An 18,001-nucleotide genomic window follows, 5' to 3' on the forward strand; every position below is an offset into this window, starting at 1 on the left:
GTCACATGAGCGACAAGATCGAGGTCCGTACCGACGGCGCGCCCGCCCCGGCCTGGATGTTCTCCCAGGGCGTGCGCAAGGGCCCGATCCTGCAGGTCTCCGGCCAGGGCCCGCAGGACCCGGCGACCGGCGAGTACCTGTACCACGGCGACGTGAAGGCGCAGACCCGGCGGACGCTGGAGAACGTCAAGGCGATCGTCGAGGCGGGCGGCGCCACCATCGAGGACGTGGTGATGTTCCGCGTCTACCTGACCAAGCGCGCCGACTTCCCGCTGATGAACGAGGTCTACGCCCAGTTCATCGAGGAGAACGTCGCCCCGGGCGGCGTGAAGCCCTGCCGCACCACGATCTTCGTCGAACTCCCCCAGGAGCCCATGCTGGTGGAGATCGACGCCCAGGCCGTCGTCACCGGCTGACCGGCGCTCCCCCGTCCGACCGGGGGCCCTTCGGGGCGGCCCGGCCGACGATCGTGCCCGCGCGGTCGATGCAGATCACGTCGACCGTGACGGGCGCGCCGAGCAGCACGCCGAGCGCGGTGGCGCGGGCCCGTTCGGCCACCAGGTCGCCGAGCGGGACGCCCGCCGCCGCGCAGGACTGGACGGCCTCCAGGGCGGTGTTGGCGGCGGCGACCCGGGCGGCCAGCTCCTCGGTGGCGCCGCCCTCCCTGGCCAGCGCGGCGAGCCCGGCCTTGTCCACCTGGGAGCGGCCGGAGTGCAGGTCGAGGTGGCCGGCGGCGAGCTTGGAGAGCTTGGCGAAGCCGCCGCAGACGGTGAGGCGCGGCACCGGGTGCCGGCGCAGGTACTTCAGGACGGCGCCGGCGAAGTCGCCCATGTCGAGCAGCGCGTCCTCGGGCAGGCCGTACTCGGCGACCACCACCTTCTCCGAGGTGGAGCCGGTGGCGCCCGCCACGTGGGTGCGCCCGGCGGCGCGGGCCACGTCGATGCCACGGCGGATCGAGTCGATCCAGGCCGAGCAGGAGTACGGGACGACGATGCCGGTGGTGCCGAGGATGGACAGGCCGCCGAGGATGCCCAGCCGCGGGTTCCAGGTGTGCCGGGCGATCTCCTCGCCGTGGTCGACGGAGAGTTCCACCTCCACGTCCCCGGTCCCGCCGAACTCCGCCGCCACCTCGGCGACCGCCGCGCGGATCAGCTGCCGCGGCACCGGGTTGACGGCCGGCTCGCCCACCGCCAGCGGCAGGCCCGGCTTGGTCACCGTCCCCACCCCCGGCCCGGCCCGGAACACCACGCCGCTGCCCGGCGGTCCGATCCGCACGGTGGAGCGCACCAGCGCGCCGTGCGTCACGTCCGGGTCGTCGCCCGCGTCCTTGACCACGCCGGCGGTGGCCCGGCCCGGCGCCGACTCCTCCACCGCCAGCGCGAACGCGGGCCGCTCACCCCGGGGCAGCGTGATCACCACCGGGTCGGGGAAACCGCCGCCGAGCAGCGCCGTGTACGCCGCCTTGGTCGCGGCCGTCGCGCACGCCCCCGTCGTCCAGCCGGGCCGCAGCCCGCTGCTGCGCAACTGCCCCGCGCGCCCGCCGCCCACCGGGCCGTCCTGCGCCGCGCTACTCACCGCTCACTCCTCGTCCTCCCGTGCTCCTCGCTGCCCCCACCGTCCCACGCCGCCCCCGTCGGGCGCCCGGTCGGGCCGGTTAGGCCCTGTCCGGTCGATCTTGTCGGATCAGCGTGCGGCGTCGGGCGCCCGGCTGGGAGTGCCGGCCCGACGCCCTCGTACTGGATGTACTTGGGTGTGGGGCCGGTGCTTCCAGGCGGAGGGGGCACCTCCCAGCCCCCCTCGGGGCTGGGGGCGATCCGGCGTCGCGCGCCCGGCAAGATCGGCCGGACAGGGCCTAAGGTGGTGTGTCCTGATCGCACCGGCCCGGGAGCCCGCATGCACGTCCTGATCCTCGGCGGCACCGGCGAGGCCCGCCGGCTGGCGGACGTGCTGGTGGCCGATCCGGCGCTGCGGGTGACCAGTTCGCTGGCCGGGCGGGTGGAGCGGCCGCGGCTGCCCGCCGGGGAGGTCCGGATCGGCGGTTTCGGCGGCCCGGCGGGGCTGGCCGCCTGGGTGCGGGCCCACGCGGTGGACGCGGTGGTGGACGCCACCCATCCGTTCGCCGAGCGGATCAGCCGGAACGCGGCGCTGGCCGCCGAGGAGACCGGCGTCCCGCTGCTGGCGCTGCGCCGCCCGAGCTGGACGGCGCGGGACGGCGACCGCTGGCACCGGGTGCCCGACCTGGCCGCCGCCGCGCAGGCGCTGCCCGCGCTCGGCAGCCGGGTGTTCCTGACCACCGGGCGCCAGGGCATCGCCGCGTTCGCCCACCTGGACGGCCTGGTGTTCCTGGCGCGTTCGGTGGAGGCGCCGGCGCCGCCGGTGCCCGCGCGCACCGAAGTCCTGCTGGAGCGCGGCCCGTTCACCCTGGACGGGGAGCGGGCGCTGCTGCGCGCACACCGCATCGAGGTGCTGGTGACCAAGGACAGCGGCAGCGCCGCGACCGCCCCGAAGCTGGCCGCGGCCCGCGAACTCGGCCTGCCCGTCGTGGTGGTGGAGCGCCCGGCCGCCCCGGCGGGGGTGCGCACCGCCCCGGACGTCGCCGGGGCGGCCGACTGGCTGCGGCGCCTGCGCGGCTGACGCACCGTCAACTCCCCTGCTACTGCTCGGGGTAGCGGCGCGGCGTCCACACCACTTCGTGTCCGCCGCCGCGCTCGACCCGCCGGGTCTGGCTGGAGCCGATCAGCAGCAGGGTGCGCATGTCGACCTCGGCGGGGTCGAGTTCGGCGAGCGTGACGGTGCGCACCCGCTCGGTGGGGCCGCCGACGTCCCGGGCCAGCACCACCGGGGTGTCCGGGGCGCGGTGCTCCAGCAGCAGGTCGCGGGCCGATCCGACCTGCGTGGTGCGGGACTGGGAGCCGGGGTTGTAGAGCGCCAGGACCAGGTCGGCCTCGGCGGCGGCGCGCAGCCGGCGGGCGATCGCCGCCCAGGGCTTGAGCCGGTCGGAGAGCGAGATCACGGCGTAGTCGTGGCCGAGCGGCGCCCCGGCCCGGGAGGCGGCGGCGTGCGCGGCGGTCATGCCGGGCAGCACCCGGACCGGGACGTCCCGGTAGGGGTCCTCGCAGGCGGCTTCGAGGACGGCGGTGGCCATCGCGAAGACGCCCGGGTCGCCGGAGGAGACCACCGCGACCCTGCGTCCGCGCCGGGCCAGGTCGAGCGCGAACTCGGCCCGGACGCCCTCGACCTTGTTGTCGGAGCCGTGCCGGACCTGCCCGGCGCGCACCGGCACCCGGTCCAGGTAGGTGGTGTAGCCGACCAGGTCGGTGGCGTTCGCCAGCGCGCCGCGCGCCTCGGGGGTGAGCCACAGCGGCCCGGCGGGCCCGGTGCCGACCACGACCACCTCGCCGACGGCCGGGGCCTCGTCCGCCGGAGTGGCGTCGGCCGGGGCCTCGTCCGCCGGAGTGGCGTCCGCCGGGGTGGCGTCGGTCGGGGCCGCGTCGGCCGGGGCCGCGTACGGCTGCCCGGCGGAGTCGAGCGCGGCGACCTTGCTGGGCAGCACCGCGACCGCGAAGTACGGGACGCCGTCGGGGTCGACGTCGGCCAGTCGCCCGGTGCGCTCGCCGTCCATGGTGGCGCGTTCCACGTACCGGGCGTCGTCCAGCCGGCCGGCGCGTTCCAGGGCGCGGCGGACGGCGGGGAAGGTGCGGCCGAGCTTCATGACGACGGCGGAGTCGGTGGCGGCGAGCCGGGCGGCGATCTCCTCCTCGGGGAGGGTGCCGGGGATGACGGTGAGGATCTCCTCGGCCTCGACCAGGGGGGTGCCGAGGCGGGCGGCGGCGGCGCTGATCGAGGTGACGCCGGGGACGACCTCGGTCGGGTAGCGGTGCGCGAGCCGCTTGTGCATGTGCTGGTAGGAGCCGTAGAACAGCGGGTCGCCCTCGGCGAGGACGACGACGTCGCGTCCGGCGTCGAGGTGGGCGGCGAGCCGTTCGGAGGCGTCCCGGTAGAAGTCGTCGAGGGCGCCGCGGTAGCCGCCGGGGTGGTCGGTGGTCTCCACCGTGACGGGGTACATCAGCCGCTCTTCGAGCTGGCCGCCGGTCAGGTAGCGCTCGGCGATGGCCCGGGCGTGCGAGCGGCCGTGCCGGGCGCAGTGGTAGGCGATGACGTCGGCCTTGCCGATGAGTTCGGCGGCGCGCACGGTGACCAGCGACGGGTCGCCGGGTCCGACGCCCACGCCGTAGAGCTTTCCGGTCCTCTGACTGCCCGTCATTCTTCTTCGCTCGCAATCGCGTTGATGGCGGCGGCGGCGATGGCGCTGCCGCCTCGGCGGCCCCGGACCACCAGGTGTTCCAGGGCGGAGGGGTGGTCGGCGAGGGCCTGCTTGGACTCGGCGGCGCCGATGAAGCCGACCGGGACGCCGATGACGGCGGCGGGGCGGGGCGCCCCGGCCTCGATCATCTCCAGCAGGCGGAACAGCGAGGTGGGGGCGTTGCCGACGGCGACGACGGCGCCCTCCAGGCGGGGCAGCCAGAGTTCCATCGCGGCGGCGCTGCGGGTGGTGCCCAGGGCGCGGGCGAGTTCGGGGACGGCGGGGTCGGTGAGGGTGCAGACCACCTCGTTGTCGGCGGGCAGCCGCTTGCGGGTCACGCCGCTGGCGACCATGTTGACGTCGCACAGGATCGGCGCGCCGGCCAGCAGGGCGCGGCGGGCGTCGGCGACGGCGTTCGGCGACCAGAGCAGGTCGTCGACCAGGTCGGTCATGCCGCAGGCGTGGATCATCCGGACGGCGACCCGGGCGACGTCGGCGGGCAGCCGGTCGAGGTCCGCCTCGGCCCGGATGGTGGCGAACGACTGGCGGTAGATGGCCGCGCCGTCCTTCTCGTAGTCGATCATTTGGGCCTCCGCCATTGGGCGTTGCGGGCTTCGGCGACTGCCTCGGCCGTGTCGTTCTCTTCGGTGTCGCGGACGGTGCCGTCGACGGTGACGCGGTGTCCGGACGCGGTGGCCAGGACGTCGACCCAGCGGCCGGCGGGGTGTCCGCAGCGGCGGGCGCAGCCGGACCAGTGGACGGGGAGCCCCTCGGCGGGGACGTCGGTGTGGGCGCGGGCGGCCTGGGCGCGGACGTCGGCGAGGGACTTGTTGCAGCCGGGCAGGCCGGTGCAGGCGGTGACGCCCTCCCAGGGGCCGCCGGGGGTGGTGCGCAGTCCGGCGGCGGCCAGGTCCGGCAGCCGGGCCGGGTCGGCGTGCGGCAGGACGACGCCGCGCCAGGGGGTGAGCCGGGCGCTCTCCCCGGTGCCGAGGGTGTCGGCGAGCAGCCGCCACTGGGCGCTGTCGGCCCGGCCGAGGCGCACGCCGACGCTGAGGGCGCCGGTGAGCGCGCCGAGGGCGGGCCGTTCGCCGGCGAAGGGGGGTAGCGGGACGTCGCCCTCGGGCAGTTCGGCCTGGATCTCGCGCGGGTGCCAGGCGCGTCCGGCGGCGAGGTCGAGGAAGCGGCGGGCGGCGTCGAGCGCGGCGGGCACGGGTGCGTCGACGGCGGTGGCGCGGCGGGCGCGGCCGAGCCGGAGCAGGGCGCGGCCGCCGCCGACTGCGATCAAGGTCACATCGGCGTTGAGGGCGGCGACGTCGCCGCGGCCGTCGTCGAGGGCGAACAGGAACTTGCCGGACAGTCCGGCGGCCCACCGCGCGGCGCACAGCGCCTCGTCCAACTCCCTCACCCAATCGGCCAGTTGGTTTCCGGCCGCGCCGCGGCCGTCGAGTCCGGCGAGCGGGGAGGCGGCGATGTTACGGACGCGTTCGTGGGTGTCGGAGGGCAACAGGCCGACGGCGCGCAGCCGTTCGGCGAGGTCGGCGGCGCAGCCCGCGGCGAGGCCGCGCAGCTGGAGGTTGCCGCGCGAGGTGATCTCGGCGCCGCCGTCGCCGAGCGCGTCGGCGGCGTCGGCCACGGCGAGGATCTGACGGTGCGTCAAGTGGCCGCCGGGCAGCCGGAGTCGGGCGAGGTGCCCGTCCTCGGCGGAGTGCAGGCGGAGCGCGCCGGGGCAGGCGTCGGCGCGGCCTCGGTCGGGCCCGACGGAGGGTGCCTGGGCGGCGTCGGGTGTGGGTGGCATGGCGGCGAGCATACCCATCGGCCGCGGGCGCGCCACCGCCTCGTGCGTCACACCCGGCGCCGGGTGCCGGCCCCGGCCGGGGCGGTGATTGCGCAGCTCAGGGCGGTGCGGGCCGGGGTCCGGGGGTGCGGGTGGTCGGGTTTCGGTCAGCGTCGCAGCTCACACTCCCCCGATCGCCGATCACCCCGTACGATGCTGGCGGGCGCCTCTCGGGGCGTCCGCTGCCAGCGACGGCACAGCGGAGGAAGTCCGGTGCGAATCCGGTGCGGTCCCGCCACTGTGACCGCGGCTCACTGAGCCGCGGGAGCCAGGAACTCCGGCCGTCCTCCACTGCCCGGGGCGAGGACCCCGAGGAAGGCCGTTCCATGCGCTGCCGCATGCCCGCGTCCCGGCGGGTGCCCGCCGTCGCCGGGCCGTCCCGTGCCGTCCGCCCCGCGCTGCCCGGGCCGCCCGCCCGCCCCGCACCGTTCGGCCGCCCCGTGCCGCCTGCCCGCCCCGTGCCGTCCGAGACGCCCGGGAGGGCTTCCGCATGATCCTGCTGCTGTCGACGTCCGACACCGACCTGTTGAGCGCCCGGGCGGCGGACGGCCCGGTGCCGTTCCGCTGGGCGAACCCGGCGCGGCTGTCGCCCGCGGAACTGCCCGCGCTGCTGGCCGGCGTGGAGCTGGTGGTGGTGCGGCTGCTGGGCGGGCGCCGGGCCTGGCAGGAGGGGTTGGACGCGCTGCTGGCGGGCCCGCTGCCGGTGGTGGTGCTGACGGGTGAGCAGGCGCCGGACGCACAGCTGATGGAGCTGTCGACCGTCCCGGCGGGCATCGCGGCGGAGGCGCACGCGTACCTGGCGCACGGCGGTCCGGCGAACCTGGCGGAGCTGGGCGCGTTCCTGTCCGACACGGTGCTGCTGACCGGCCACGGTTTCGCGCCCCCGGCCTCGGCGCCGTCCTGGGGCCCGCTGGAGCGCGAGGCGCGGGACGGCGGGGGGCCGACCGTCGCGGTGCTGTACTACCGGGCGCACCACATGAGCGGGAACACCGCGTTCGTGGAGACGCTGTGCCGGGCGGTCGAGGACCGGGGGGCCCGGGTGCGGGCGTACTTCTGCGCCTCGCTGCGCGGGGCGGAGCCGGAGCTGCTGGCGGAGCTGGGCGCGGCCGACGTGATCGTGACCACCGTGCTGGCGGCGGGCGGCACCCGGCCGGCCGACGCGCAGGCGGGCGGCGACGAGGAGGCGTGGGACGCGGGCGAGTTGGCCGCGCTGGACCGGCCGATCCTGCAGGCGCTCTGCCTGACCTGGTCGCGGGCGCAGTGGGAGGGCAGCGACGACGGGCTGTCCCCGCTGGACACGGCGACGCAGGTGGCGGTGCCGGAGTTCGACGGCCGGCTGATCACCGTCCCGTTCTCGTTCAAGGAGGTCGACGAGGACGGGCTGACGGTGTACGCGGCCGACCCGGAGCGGGCGGCCCGGGTGGCGGGCATCGCGGTGCGGCACGCGCGGCTGCGGCACACCCCGGCGGCCGAGCGCCGCCTGGCCCTCGTGCTGTCGGCGTACCCGACCAAGCACGCCCGGGTGGGCAACGCGGTGGGCCTGGACACCCCGGCGTCGGCGGTCCGGCTGCTGGAGCGGCTGCGCGCGGAGGGCATGGACCTGGGCGACGCCCTGCCGGGCTTCCACACGGACACGGAGAACGGCCACGAGGGCGACGCGCTGATCCACGCGCTGATCGAGGCCGGCGGCTACGACCAGGCGTGGCTGACCGAGGAGCAGTTGGCCCGCAACCCGGTGCGGATCCCGGCCGCCGACTACCGCCGCTGGTACGCCACCCTCCCGGCGGCGCTGCGCGAGCGGGTGGAGGAGCACTGGGGCCCGGCGCCGGGCGAGCTGTACGTGGACCGCTCCCGGAACCCGGACGGCGACCTGGTGCTGGCGGGCATCCGCTCGGGCAACCTGCTGGTGCTGGTCCAGCCGCCGCGCGGGTTCGGCGAGAACCCGGTGGCGATCTACCACGACCCCGATCTGCCGCCCAGCCACCACTACTTGGCGGCCTACCGGTGGATCGCGGCGGACCGCGCGGACGGCGGTTTCGGCGCGCACGCGGTGGTGCACCTGGGCAAGCACGGCAACCTGGAGTGGCTGCCGGGCAAGACCGCGGCGCTGTCCGCCGAGTGCGGCCCGGACGCGGCCCTCGGCGACCTGCCGCTGGTCTACCCGTTCCTGGTGAACGACCCGGGCGAGGGCACCCAGGCCAAGCGCCGGGCGCACGCCACGCTGGTGGACCACCTGGTGCCGCCGATGGCGCGCGCCGACTCCTACGGCGACATCGCCCGGCTGGAGCAGCTCCTCGACGAGCACTCGAACATCGCGGCGATGGACCCGGCGAAGCTGCCCGCGATCCGGGCGCAGATCTGGACGCTGATCCAGGCCGCCAAGCTGGACCACGACCTGGGCATGGCGGAGCGGCCGGAGGACGACGGTTTCGACGACTTCCTGCTGCACGTCGACGGCTGGCTGTGCGAGGTGAAGGACGCCCAGATCCGCGACGGCCTGCACGTGCTGGGCCAGGCCCCGACCGGCACCGACCGGGTGAACCTCGTGCTGTCGATCCTGCGGGCCCGGCAGATCTGGGGCGGCGTGAGCGCGCTGCCGGGCCTGCGCGAGGCGCTGGGCCTGGACGAGGCGGCGCCGACCCTGGGCGCGGCGGACGCGGCCGAGGCGCGGGCCCGTGCGCTGGTCGAGGCGATGGAGGCCGAGGGCTGGGACCCGGCCGCGGTGGCGAAGGTCTCCGCCGGCCTGCCCTCCGCCGTCGCCGAGGTGCTGGCCTTCGCCGCCACCCAGCTGGTGCCCCGACTGGCCGCCACCACCGACGAGTTGGACGCGGTGCTGCACGCCCTGCGGGGCGGCTTCGTCCCGGCCGGGCCCTCCGGCTCGCCGCTGCGCGGGCTGGTCAACGTGCTCCCCACCGGCCGCAACTTCTACTCGGTGGACCCGAAGGCCGTCCCGTCCCGGCTCGCCTGGGAGACCGGCCAGGCGCTGGCCGCGTCCCTGCTCGAGCGCTACCGGGCCGACAACGACGGGCAGTTCCCGCCCTCGGTGGGCCTGTCCCTGTGGGGCACCAGCGCGATGCGCACCGCGGGCGACGACATCGCGGAGGCGTTCGCGCTGCTCGGCGTCCGCCCGGTGTGGGACGACGCCTCGCGCCGGGTCACCGGCCTGGAGCCGGTCCCGCTCGCCGAGTTGGGCCGGCCGCGGATCGACGTGACGCTGCGCATCTCCGGCTTCTTCCGGGACGCCTTCCCGCACGTGGTGGCGCTGCTGGACGACGCGGTCCGGCTCGCCGCCCGCCAGGAGGAGCCGGAGTCGGAGAACTTCGTCCGGGCCCACGTGCAGGCCGACCTGGCCGAGCACGGCGACGAACGCCGGGCCACGGTACGGGTGTTCGGCTCCCGCCCGGGCACCTACGGCGCGGGCCTGCTGCAGCTGATCGACAGCCGGGACTGGCGCACCGACGCCGACCTGGCCGAGGTGTACACGGTGTGGGGCGGCTACGCGTACGGGCGCGGCCTGGACGGGCGGCCCGCGCGCGAGGAGATGGAGAGCGCGTACCGGCGGATCACCGTGGCGGCGAAGAACACCGACACCCGCGAGCACGACATCGCCGACTCGGACGACTACTTCCAGTACCACGGCGGCATGGTGGCCACCGTGCGGGCGCTGACCGGCGCCGCCCCGGCCGCGTACGTCGGCGACTCCACCCGCCCGGAGACGGTGCGCACCCGCACCCTGACCGAGGAGGCGGCCCGGGTCTTCCGGGCCCGGGTGGTCAACCCGCGCTGGCTGGAGGCGATGCGCCGGCACGGCTACAAGGGCGCGTTCGAGATGGCCGCGACCGTCGACTACCTGTTCGGCTACGACGCGACCACCGGCGTGGTCGCCGACTGGATGTACGAGAAGCTGACCGAGGAGTACGTGCTCGACCCGGTCAACCGCGAGTTCTTCGCCGAGGCCAACCCGTGGGCCCTGCACGGCATCGCCGAACGCCTGCTGGAGGCCGCCGGGCGCGGCCTGTGGGCGGAGCCGGACCCGGCGCTGCTGGACGGGCTGCGGCAGGTGCTGCTGGAGACCGAGGGCGACCTGGAGGGCGAGTGACGGCGCCCCGAGCGAGTGAACGGGCGGGATCCGGGCAGGCTGGGGGCGACCTTGACATGCCGATGATCGAATAGGGGTGCCTTCCGGCCCGGCCGGACGGACAATCTGCCCATGAACCTGCGAACCGCCCTCACCCGACCGGCCCGCTACGGCGCGCTGGCCTCGGGCGCGCTGCCCGTCCTGACCTTCCCCGGCGCGGGCCTGGCCTGGCTGGCCTGGGCGGCGCTGGTACCGGGCCTGCTGCTGATGCGGGCCGCGGCCGGGCCCCGCGAGGCCGCGGTGCGCGGCTGGTGGTTCGGCGCGGGGTTCATCCTCACCGGGATGTACTGGCTGGTGCCGTCGATCGGCCCCGCACTGCCGGTGCTGGCCGTGCTGTTCGGCGTGCTGCAGGCGCCGTTCGGCCTGGCCGCCTGGTGGCTGCTGCACGGCGAGCCGACGCCGCGCCGCACGGCGGCGGCGCTGGCGGTGCTGCCCGCGGTGTGGGTGTGCGCCGAGTACGCCCGCTCCTGGCACGCGCTGGGCGGGCCGTGGGCACTGCTGGGCGCCACCCAGTGGGAGCACCCGGCGGTGCTCGGCCTGGCCTCCATCGGCGGTGTGTGGCTGGTCAGTTGGGTCCTGGTCGCGGCGAACACGGCGCTGCTGGTGCTGCTCCGCGCGCACGGGCTGCGGGTGCGCGCGCTGGCCGGGACGGCGGCGCTGGCCGCGCTGCTGGCGGGCCCGCTGGCGTTCGCCGCGCAGGCCGCCCCGGCGACCTCGGGCGCGGCGACGGTGGCGCTGGTGCAGGCGGGCCCGACCCCGGACGAGCGGGCCCGGCTGGAGGCGAACGTGCGGATCACCCGTACCCTGGCCGCCCGTCCGGTGGACCTGGTCGTGTGGGGCGAGAGCTCGACCACCGAGGACCTGGACCGGCAGCCGGACACGGTGGCCCGGCTGGCCGCGCTGTCCAGCGCCACCGGGGCGCAGCTGCTGGTCGGCGAGGACGCCCGGAAGGCGGACGGCCGGATCTCCAAGGACGCGGTGCTGGTGGACGGTTCGGGCGTGCTGGCGCGCTACCGCAAGATCCGGCTGGTGCCGTTCGGCGAGTACATCCCGCTGCGCCCGCTGCTGGGCTGGATCGCCGGGGTGAGCGCGGCCGCGGGCGAGAACCGGGTGCCCGGCAGCTCGGTGCACCTGCTGCCGGTGGTGGACCGCGGCGGGCGGGCGCTGCCGGTGGGCGCGCTGATCTGCTTCGAGTCCGCGTTCCCCGACATGTCGCGCACCGCGGCCCGGCAGGGCGCCGAGCTGATCGTCTACCAGTCCGCGACCTCCACCTTCCAGTCCACCTGGGCGCCCGCCCAGCACGCCTCGCTGGGGGCGCTGCGGGCCGCGGAGACCGGCCGCCCGGTGGTGCAGGCCGCCCTGACCGGCGAGTCGGTGGCGTACGACGCGCAGGGGCGGCGGCTGGTCCGGATGGACACCGACGGGTCGGGCGCGGTGACGGTCCGGCTGGCGCTGGCCGATCCGGCGGCCCGCACCTGGTACGTGCGGCTGGGCGACTGGGTGCCGCTGACGGCGCTGGCGGTGGTGCTGACGGCCGCGGTGTGCGCCGCCGCGCCGGTGCTGCGCGAACGCCGCCGCCCGGGACCGCCGCCGTCCGCGACCCCCGCCGGCGCCCCGCCCGCCCGGGTCTGACCCCGCGCACGGAGGGCCGCCCCGACCCCGGGGCGGCCCTCTTCCGCTCCTCCTACCGCGCCGCCTCCGCCGCGTGGATGCCGAAGAGCGCGCCCTGCGGGTCGTGCAGCACGGCCAGCCGGGGCCCGTCGGGGACGTCGGTGGGCGGGAGGGTGACGGTGGCGCCGAGCAGGGCGGCGCGTTCGGCGCCGAGGTCGACGTCGGCGACCGCGAAGTACGGCATCCAGTAGGGCGCGACCTCGGCCGGGAACTGGTCGGACATGTCCATCATGCCGCCGAAGTCGCGTCCGCCCAGGCCGAACTGGGTGTACATCTCACCGGTGTTGACGCTCCAGCCGAACACCCGGGCGTAGAACTCGGCGGCGGCGCGCGGGTCGCGGGTGGCGAGTTCGACCCAGCCGAGGGCGCCGGGCTCGTCGCGCAGGTCGACGCCGCGCAGGGCGGCGGGCTCCCAGGTGGAGAAGACCGCGCCGGTGGGGTCGGCGGCGACGGCGAACCGCCCCCAGTCCAGGGCGACGGTCGGCGGGACGATCACCTTGCCGTCGGCGTCGGCGACCTCGTCGGCGGTGATGTCGGTGTCGGCGGTGTGGAAACCGATCGTCCAGGCGGTGGGCTGGTCGGGCTGCATCAGCCCGCTGAGTCCGGCGACGAGCTGATCGCCCAGGTAGAGCTTGGTGTAGCCCATGGCCTTCTCGTCGGGGACCACCTCGGCGCGCCAGCCGAACAGCTCGTGGTAGAAGACCTTGGCGGCGGCCGGGTCCTTGGTGGCGAGTTCGACCCAGCAGGGCGCGCCGGGGCTCGGTTCGGTGATCTTCACGGTCGGCTCATCTCCAGGATCAGTTTCCCTCGGGCGTGTCCGCCCTCCACCTCGGCCATCGCCTCGGCGGCGCGTTCCAGCGGGTAGCGGGCGGTGAGCAGCGCCTCCTCGGCGAAGGCGCCGTCGGGGGTGGTGCCGAACACCTCGTCGCCGCCCCGGAAGCCCCGGACGTCCGCGCCGAGGGCGGTCACCACGCCGGCCGCCTCGCTGCCCATGACCACCGGCGGGGCGGCGTCGGTGCCGAAGCGGCCCTGCCGCTTCTTCCAGTCCGCCGGGTTGACCCCGGCCGCCACCACCCTGATCCGCAGCGTGCCGGGGCCGGGGGCGGGCGTCGGCCGGTCCAGGAACTCCTGCTGCTCCGGCCCGCCGTACCCGACGAACCCGAATGCCTTCACCATCCGCTGCCTTCCTCTCCGCTCTCCGCTCCTCCCTCCCCACCTTGCCGGGGTACCGGCGGGTAGCGGGCGCGCCGGTGGGCCGAACGGCGGGGTGCACCCCCGGGCGGGCCGGCGGACGGGTGCGGTGCCGGCGCGGTGTGACGCCCGTCCCTCCCGCGCCGGGGGCCCGACCTGATAATTTAACGATCGTTCGATCACCCGAGCGCGCGTCAGGAGTCCGCATGGTGCAGAGCGCGCAGAGGCTGGCCCGGTGGGCCGCCGAGTTCACCCCCTCCCCCGAGGACCTGCTGCTGGCCGAGCGGGCGCTGCGGGACACCGTGGCGGTCGCCCTGGCCGCCCGGGAGCACCCGATGGCCGCGCTCGCCGCCTCGCTGCCGGACGCCGCCCGCTGGGCCGCGGTGGCGCACGTCCTGGACTTCGACGACCTGCACCTGCCGTCGACCACCCACATCAGCACGGTCTGCGTCCCCGCCGTGCTGGCCGCGGCCGGCGACGCCCGCGGCTACCTCGCGGGCGCGGGCGTGATGGCCCGGCTCGGCAGCGCGCTGGGCTGGGCGCACTACACCTCGGGCTGGCACGCCGCCTGCACCGCCGGGGCCCCGGCGGCGGCCGTCGCGGCCGGGCTCTCCCTCGGGCTGGACGCCGACGGCCTGGCCCGGGCGATCGCCCTGGCGCTGCCCGCGGCGGGCGGCGTGCAGCGGGCGTTCGGGACCGACGCCAAGGCGCTCCAGGTGGGCTTCGCCGCGGAGGCGGGCGTCCGGGCGGCGCGGCTGGCGGCGGCCGGTCCAGCGGGGGGCGCGCTTCTCGGCGAAGGCGCGCGGGCCCTCCTTGGCGTCCTCGGAGGCGAACACCGGGTCGATCAGGGCGCGTTGGCGTCGCCAGCGTTCGGCGGCGGGCCAGCCGGGGGCCTCGGTGACGATCCGCTTGGTGGCCCGGACGGCGAGCGGGCCGTTGGCGGCGATCTCGGCCGCGAGGGCGCGGGCGCCGGCCAGCGCGCCGCCGTTCGCGGTGAGCCGGTTGACCAGGCAGAGGGCGTGCGCCCTGGGGGCGTCCAGGAAACCGCCGGTGAGGGCGAGTTCCATCGCGACCTGGCGCGGGATCCGCTCGGGCAGGCGCATCAGCCCGCCGGCGGCGGCGACCAGGCCGCGCTTGACCTCGGGGAGGCCGAACCGGGCGCCCTCGGCGGCGACCACCAGGTCGCAGGCGAGGACGATCTCGCAGCCGCCGGCCAGCGCGTGGCCCTCGACCGCGGCGATCAGCGGCTTGGCGGGTGGCGCCTCGGTGAGCCCGGCCAGGCCCCGGCCCTCGACCACGGGGCGCTCGCCGCGCAGGAACGCCTTGAGGTCCATGCCCGCGCAGAACGTGCCGCCGGTGCCGGTGATCACGGCGACGCCGTCGCCGTACTCGGTCAGAACCGCATCGGACACGGGGGCCCCCAGGAGTGCGGGGATCAGCCAAACGACCATTCGAACGATCGTTAAACCAGAACGGCGGTGCCGCCCTGTCCACCCCCGTGCGGCGCAGGCCACCCCGGCGGCCGTCCCGTGCACGGGCGGGCCCGGGACGGCGGCGCCCCTATGATCGGAGGGCGAAACGCCCAGGAACCGCGAGGACGCACCCGGATGAGCTCCACCACCCAGAAGCTGATCATCGAGACGGCCCGGCAGGAGTTCGCCGAGCGCGGCTACGGCGCCACCTCGATCCGGGACATCGCCCGCCGCTCCGGCATGAGCCTGTCCGCCCTGTACCACTACTACCCCGGCAAGCAGGAGCTGCTGCGGGCGATCATCGACGAGGGCATGGACGAGTACTTCCACTCCTGCGACCAGGCGCTGGAGCAGGCGGGGGACGACCCGGCCGAGCGGCTCGCCGCCCTGGTGGAGGCCACCGTCCGGTTCCGCGCCGAGCACCCCGCCAAGAGCAGCATCACCATCACCGAGCAGCGCAGCCTGGAACCGGAGCACCTGGCCGCCTACGAGGCCCGCATCGCCGGGGCCACCCAGCAGTGGGCCGGCATCATCCAGGCCGGCCTCGACCAGGGCGTCTTCACCACCCCGCACCCCGACGACGCCCGCCGCGCCGTCATCGCGATGTGCAACGCGGTCGCCCAGTGGTACCGCCCCGGCGGCGAACTCGGCGAGGACGACCTGGTGGAGCGGTACGTCAGCCTGGCCCTGACGATCGTGGAGTACCGCCCGCGCGGCGTCGTGCGGCGCCCCGCCCGCTGACCCGGGCCGGCCCCGTCCTGCACGCCTCCACCCACACCCTGCCCGCCGTCACCCACGCCGTCCTGCCGCTGATGACCGGCCCCGGCTCGATCGTCGCCCTCGACTTCGACGCCACCCGCACCTGGCCCGGCTACGACTGGATGGGCGTCGCCAAAGCCGGACTGGGAGCCGCCGCCCGCTACCTCGCCGCCGAACTCGGCCCCCGCCGCATCCGCGTCAACCTCGTCGCCGCCGGCCCGCTGCGCACCGTCGCCGCCGCCGGCGAACCCCACTCCGCCGCCATCGCCGCCGACTTCACCGCCCGTGCCCCGCTGTCCTGGAACCCCAAGGACCCCCACCCCGTCGGCCTCGCCTGCGTCACCCTGCTCTCCGACCTGCTGCCCGCCACCACCGGCCAGATCCTCCACGTCGACGGCGGGGCACACGCCACCGGCACCGCACCCCGGTGCCATGGTCCTGCTACCCGGAACCACCGTTGAGCTCCCGACATGACGTCCACAAAGCACCCCGGCCTGATCGGACTCGAAGTCGAGATGTCCCAGCAGGACACTGGCGCCCCCGCGCGGTCTACCTGCTCCCGGACGAACTGGCCGAGGCCGAGTTGACCATGGCACGCCTGCGGGAGCACTCGGCCACGATCCGCCGGTCCGCGACGGCGAACACCGACCGCCCGACCACGAGCCGGACAGGCGCCTGACCGTCGACCTCGGGTGTTTCCACAGGTCGGGAACAAGGTGGAGGGGGCCCGTCACCCCAGGACGCGGGCGCACAGTGGCTTCGCGGCCGCGAGCACGGCACATGCGGCCGGTGCCGGCACGAAGATCGAGGGATGACGGCGGCCGGCGGTCCGAGGCGGGGTGCTCACCGGGACGAGTGGGAGAACCGCTCCTTAACACACCCGTGGAACTTAGCGAGGATCCGACACCGGGCTGCTGGTCACCGGACCTTCGACGAGTCACCATGGGAACGTCCCTCCGGTCGTGACGCACGGCGAGCACGGCATCGGGCCTCCTGCGCACCCGTGCAGCGGGCGGATCCACCTGATCCGGCCTCACCTCGCGGTTCCCGGCCCGAGCACCCAGGCGTGGGAGCTTCTTCCGGCACCCGGCCCTTCGCACGGCCTGAGTGAACCACCCCCGGCGGTCCGGGTGTTCTGGATGCCATGGTCACGGCGGTGGCGCGGGAACGCCTGCTCCACCCGTCTCGCTCGCGGGGTGGTCGGTTGAACAGCAAGACGGAACAGCCTCTACTCGGAAGGACGTGCAGGCGGCAGGACGGCTCGATTCCGTCGTCGCCGGTGAATGACGGCGCTGTCAGCACGGACGGAGAGGTGAGCGGGTGTCCGGCACGCCACTGGTGGACGCCGGCCCGCTGGGCTCCGTCCTCATCCTCGACGGGACCAACTCATGTGCCAGGAGACAACAGGTGCTCCGGCGGACCGTGATCAGCGGTGCCCGGTCCGCCACCTGTCCGACGACCCCGGGTCCTTGATCGACCCCTACCCAGTACTGGAAGGCCTGCGGAGCGTCGGACCGGTCGTCCGCGTACGGCTGTACGAGCAGTTCGACGTGTGGTGGGTCACCACGTACACGGCCGCCGTCGCCGCCTTGGGCGCCCCCGAACTCGCGAGCGACCAGCGGTACGCGCACCCGGACCTGGCCCGGTACGTGTCGCCCATGCGCCTGGGCCTGATCGACAAGGATCCGCCCGACCACACCCGGCTGCGTGCCGAAGCCCTGCGCGCGTCCTCCGGCGGCGTCCTTCCGGCCTTCCGCCGACACACCGCGGACCGGTGCGCGGAACTCGTCGACGCCTTGGTCCCGCAGCACACCACCGACCTCGTCACCGCCTTGGTGGAGCCGCTCGTCGACGAGACCCTCGGAGAGTTCCTCGGCCTCCCGCACCAGACCGACACCGTGCTGCGCACCCATGCCGACCACCTCCTGCAACCGATGACCGGCGCCGCCGCGCGGACGGAGATCACCGAGGCCCGCCGGGCACTGCGGCGGCGCGTCCGTACCGGCCCGCCGCCGGAGGAGCCCGGGTGCCGGCCCGCCGCGGGGCTGCGCGGTGACGCGCCGTCGGACGAGTGGGCCGACGTCCTGCTGCAGATGTACGGGGCCGGGCGCCGCAGCACCACCGACTTCCTCGCCACGCTCCTGCTGGGCGTCCTCTCCCGGGAGGACTGGTCCGCACGCTGCCGCACGCCGCGCGGCCGCCGTCTGGTCACCGACGAATACCTGCGGCTCGACGGTCCGATCGTGCGCGGGGTGTGGCGCTTCGCCCGCACCGACACCGTCCTGGCCGGCACCCCGGTCTCGGCCGGCGACATCGTGATCGTCTCGCTCGCCCTGGCCGACCGTGATCCCGCCGTCTTTCCCGACCCCGCGCGCCTCGATCCGGAGCGCACGCCCAACCGCCACCTCCAGTTCGGCCACGGAGCCCACCGCTGCATCGGCGTGCCACTCGTGTACGCCTTGGCCGACGCCCTGCTCTCCACCCTCGCCCTCCGGTTCCCCGGCGCGCGCACCTCCGGTGACGACCCCGCCCACCGCTCCGGCCGCACCAGCGTCTTCCGCGGCCCCGCCCGGGTCCCGGCCGCCCTCGGCCCCCGACACCCGTCCTGACCCGCCCGCCGGACTTCCGGCCCG

13 protein-coding genes, 2 pseudogenes and 1 riboswitch are annotated in these 18,001 nt (G+C 75.9%); of the genes and pseudogenes, 8 read left to right on the forward strand and 7 right to left on the reverse strand.

Annotation, left to right across the window (positions count from 1 at the left end; all coding sequences use genetic code 11):
* Positions 1-5: 5 nt before the first annotated feature.
* A complete protein-coding gene (locus ABD345_RS32805; protein WP_344557529.1) occupies positions 6-416 on the forward strand; it encodes a RidA family protein in 411 nt (136 codons plus the stop codon).
* Here ABD345_RS32805 and ABD345_RS32810 read toward each other — a convergent pair.
* Complete coding sequence (locus tag ABD345_RS32810; protein ID WP_344557530.1) at positions 406-1,575, reverse strand: cobalt-precorrin-5B (C(1))-methyltransferase; 1,170 nt, start codon at positions 1,573-1,575, stop codon at positions 406-408. The two genes, ABD345_RS32805 and ABD345_RS32810, sit on opposite strands and share 11 nt — an antisense overlap.
* A gap of 318 nt (positions 1,576-1,893) precedes the next feature.
* Here ABD345_RS32810 and ABD345_RS32815 point away from each other — a divergent pair, with 318 nt between their 5' ends.
* Positions 1,894-2,634, forward strand: coding sequence for a cobalt-precorrin-6A reductase (locus tag ABD345_RS32815; RefSeq protein ID WP_344557531.1), 741 nt, complete (start codon positions 1,894-1,896; stop codon positions 2,632-2,634).
* Between the two features lie 19 nt (positions 2,635-2,653).
* Here ABD345_RS32815 and ABD345_RS32820 read toward each other — a convergent pair whose 3' ends face one another.
* Genes ABD345_RS32820 through ABD345_RS32830 form a run of 3 tightly spaced genes read right to left on the reverse strand, consistent with a single transcriptional unit; the run spans position 2,654 to position 6,098 of the window.
* Positions 2,654-4,264 carry a precorrin-2 C(20)-methyltransferase gene (locus ABD345_RS32820; RefSeq protein WP_344557532.1) on the reverse strand — a complete coding sequence of 537 codons (1,611 nt, stop codon included), beginning with the start codon at positions 4,262-4,264 and terminating at the stop codon, positions 2,654-2,656.
* A complete protein-coding gene (locus tag ABD345_RS32825) occupies positions 4,261-4,887 on the reverse strand; it encodes a precorrin-8X methylmutase (protein WP_344557533.1) in 627 nt (208 codons plus the stop codon). Before ABD345_RS32825 ends, ABD345_RS32820 begins: the two co-directional genes overlap by 4 nt.
* Positions 4,884-6,098: a hypothetical protein gene (locus tag ABD345_RS32830; protein ID WP_344557534.1), complete on the reverse strand. Its 1,215-nt coding sequence runs from the start codon at positions 6,096-6,098 to the stop codon at positions 4,884-4,886. Before ABD345_RS32830 ends, ABD345_RS32825 begins: the two co-directional genes overlap by 4 nt.
* Before the next feature lie 248 nt (positions 6,099-6,346).
* Positions 6,347-6,411: riboswitch (cobalamin riboswitch) on the forward strand.
* A 216-nt stretch (positions 6,412-6,627) separates the two neighbouring features.
* Between ABD345_RS32830 and cobN the strand changes: the two genes are divergently transcribed.
* Entirely contained in the window at positions 6,628-10,236 is a 3,609-nt protein-coding gene (gene cobN / locus ABD345_RS32835) for a cobaltochelatase subunit CobN (RefSeq protein ID WP_344557535.1), read from the forward strand.
* A gap of 111 nt (positions 10,237-10,347) precedes the next feature.
* Positions 10,348-11,907: an apolipoprotein N-acyltransferase gene (gene lnt / locus ABD345_RS32840; RefSeq protein ID WP_344557536.1), complete on the forward strand. Its 1,560-nt coding sequence runs from the start codon at positions 10,348-10,350 to the stop codon at positions 11,905-11,907.
* Positions 11,908-11,959: 52 nt separating this feature from the next.
* Here the strand turns inward: lnt and ABD345_RS32845 are convergent, their stop codons facing one another.
* Positions 11,960-12,724 (reverse strand): VOC family protein, encoded by a 765-nt coding sequence (locus ABD345_RS32845; RefSeq protein WP_344557538.1) that lies wholly within the window; start codon positions 12,722-12,724, stop codon positions 11,960-11,962.
* Positions 12,721-13,122: an alcohol dehydrogenase catalytic domain-containing protein gene (locus ABD345_RS32850; protein ID WP_344557540.1), complete on the reverse strand. Its 402-nt coding sequence runs from the start codon at positions 13,120-13,122 to the stop codon at positions 12,721-12,723. Before ABD345_RS32850 ends, ABD345_RS32845 begins: the two co-directional genes overlap by 4 nt.
* A gap of 350 nt (positions 13,123-13,472) precedes the next feature.
* On the opposite strand from ABD345_RS32850, the pseudogene ABD345_RS40375 reads away from it, so the two are divergent.
* Positions 13,473-13,913 (forward strand): annotated as a pseudogene (locus ABD345_RS40375) (MmgE/PrpD family protein); the annotation flags it as partial.
* On the opposite strand, the pseudogene ABD345_RS32855 reads toward ABD345_RS40375, so the two are convergent.
* Positions 13,911-14,588 (reverse strand): annotated as a pseudogene (locus tag ABD345_RS32855) (crotonase/enoyl-CoA hydratase family protein); the annotation flags it as partial. The pseudogenes ABD345_RS40375 and ABD345_RS32855 sit on opposite strands and share 3 nt — an antisense overlap.
* A 156-nt stretch (positions 14,589-14,744) precedes the next feature.
* On the opposite strand from ABD345_RS32855, the gene ABD345_RS32860 reads away from it, so the two are divergent.
* The 3 genes from ABD345_RS32860 to ABD345_RS32870 all read left to right on the forward strand — a co-directional run bounded on the left by ABD345_RS32860 (position 14,745) and on the right by ABD345_RS32870 (position 17,977).
* Entirely contained in the window at positions 14,745-15,350 is a 606-nt protein-coding gene (locus ABD345_RS32860; protein ID WP_344557542.1) for a TetR/AcrR family transcriptional regulator, read from the forward strand.
* Positions 15,233-15,829, forward strand: coding sequence for an SDR family oxidoreductase (locus ABD345_RS32865; protein WP_344557557.1), 597 nt, complete (start codon positions 15,233-15,235; stop codon positions 15,827-15,829). Before ABD345_RS32860 ends, ABD345_RS32865 begins: the two co-directional genes overlap by 118 nt.
* Before the next feature lie 1,008 nt (positions 15,830-16,837).
* Positions 16,838-17,977, forward strand: a complete 1,140-nt coding sequence (locus ABD345_RS32870) for a cytochrome P450 (protein ID WP_344557543.1) — start codon at positions 16,838-16,840, stop codon at positions 17,975-17,977.
* Positions 17,978-18,001 lie beyond the last annotated feature (24 nt).

Origin of the sequence: Kitasatospora saccharophila (assembly GCF_039529925.1) — a bacterium.
Taxonomy (GTDB): domain Bacteria; phylum Actinomycetota; class Actinomycetes; order Streptomycetales; family Streptomycetaceae; genus Kitasatospora; species Kitasatospora saccharophila.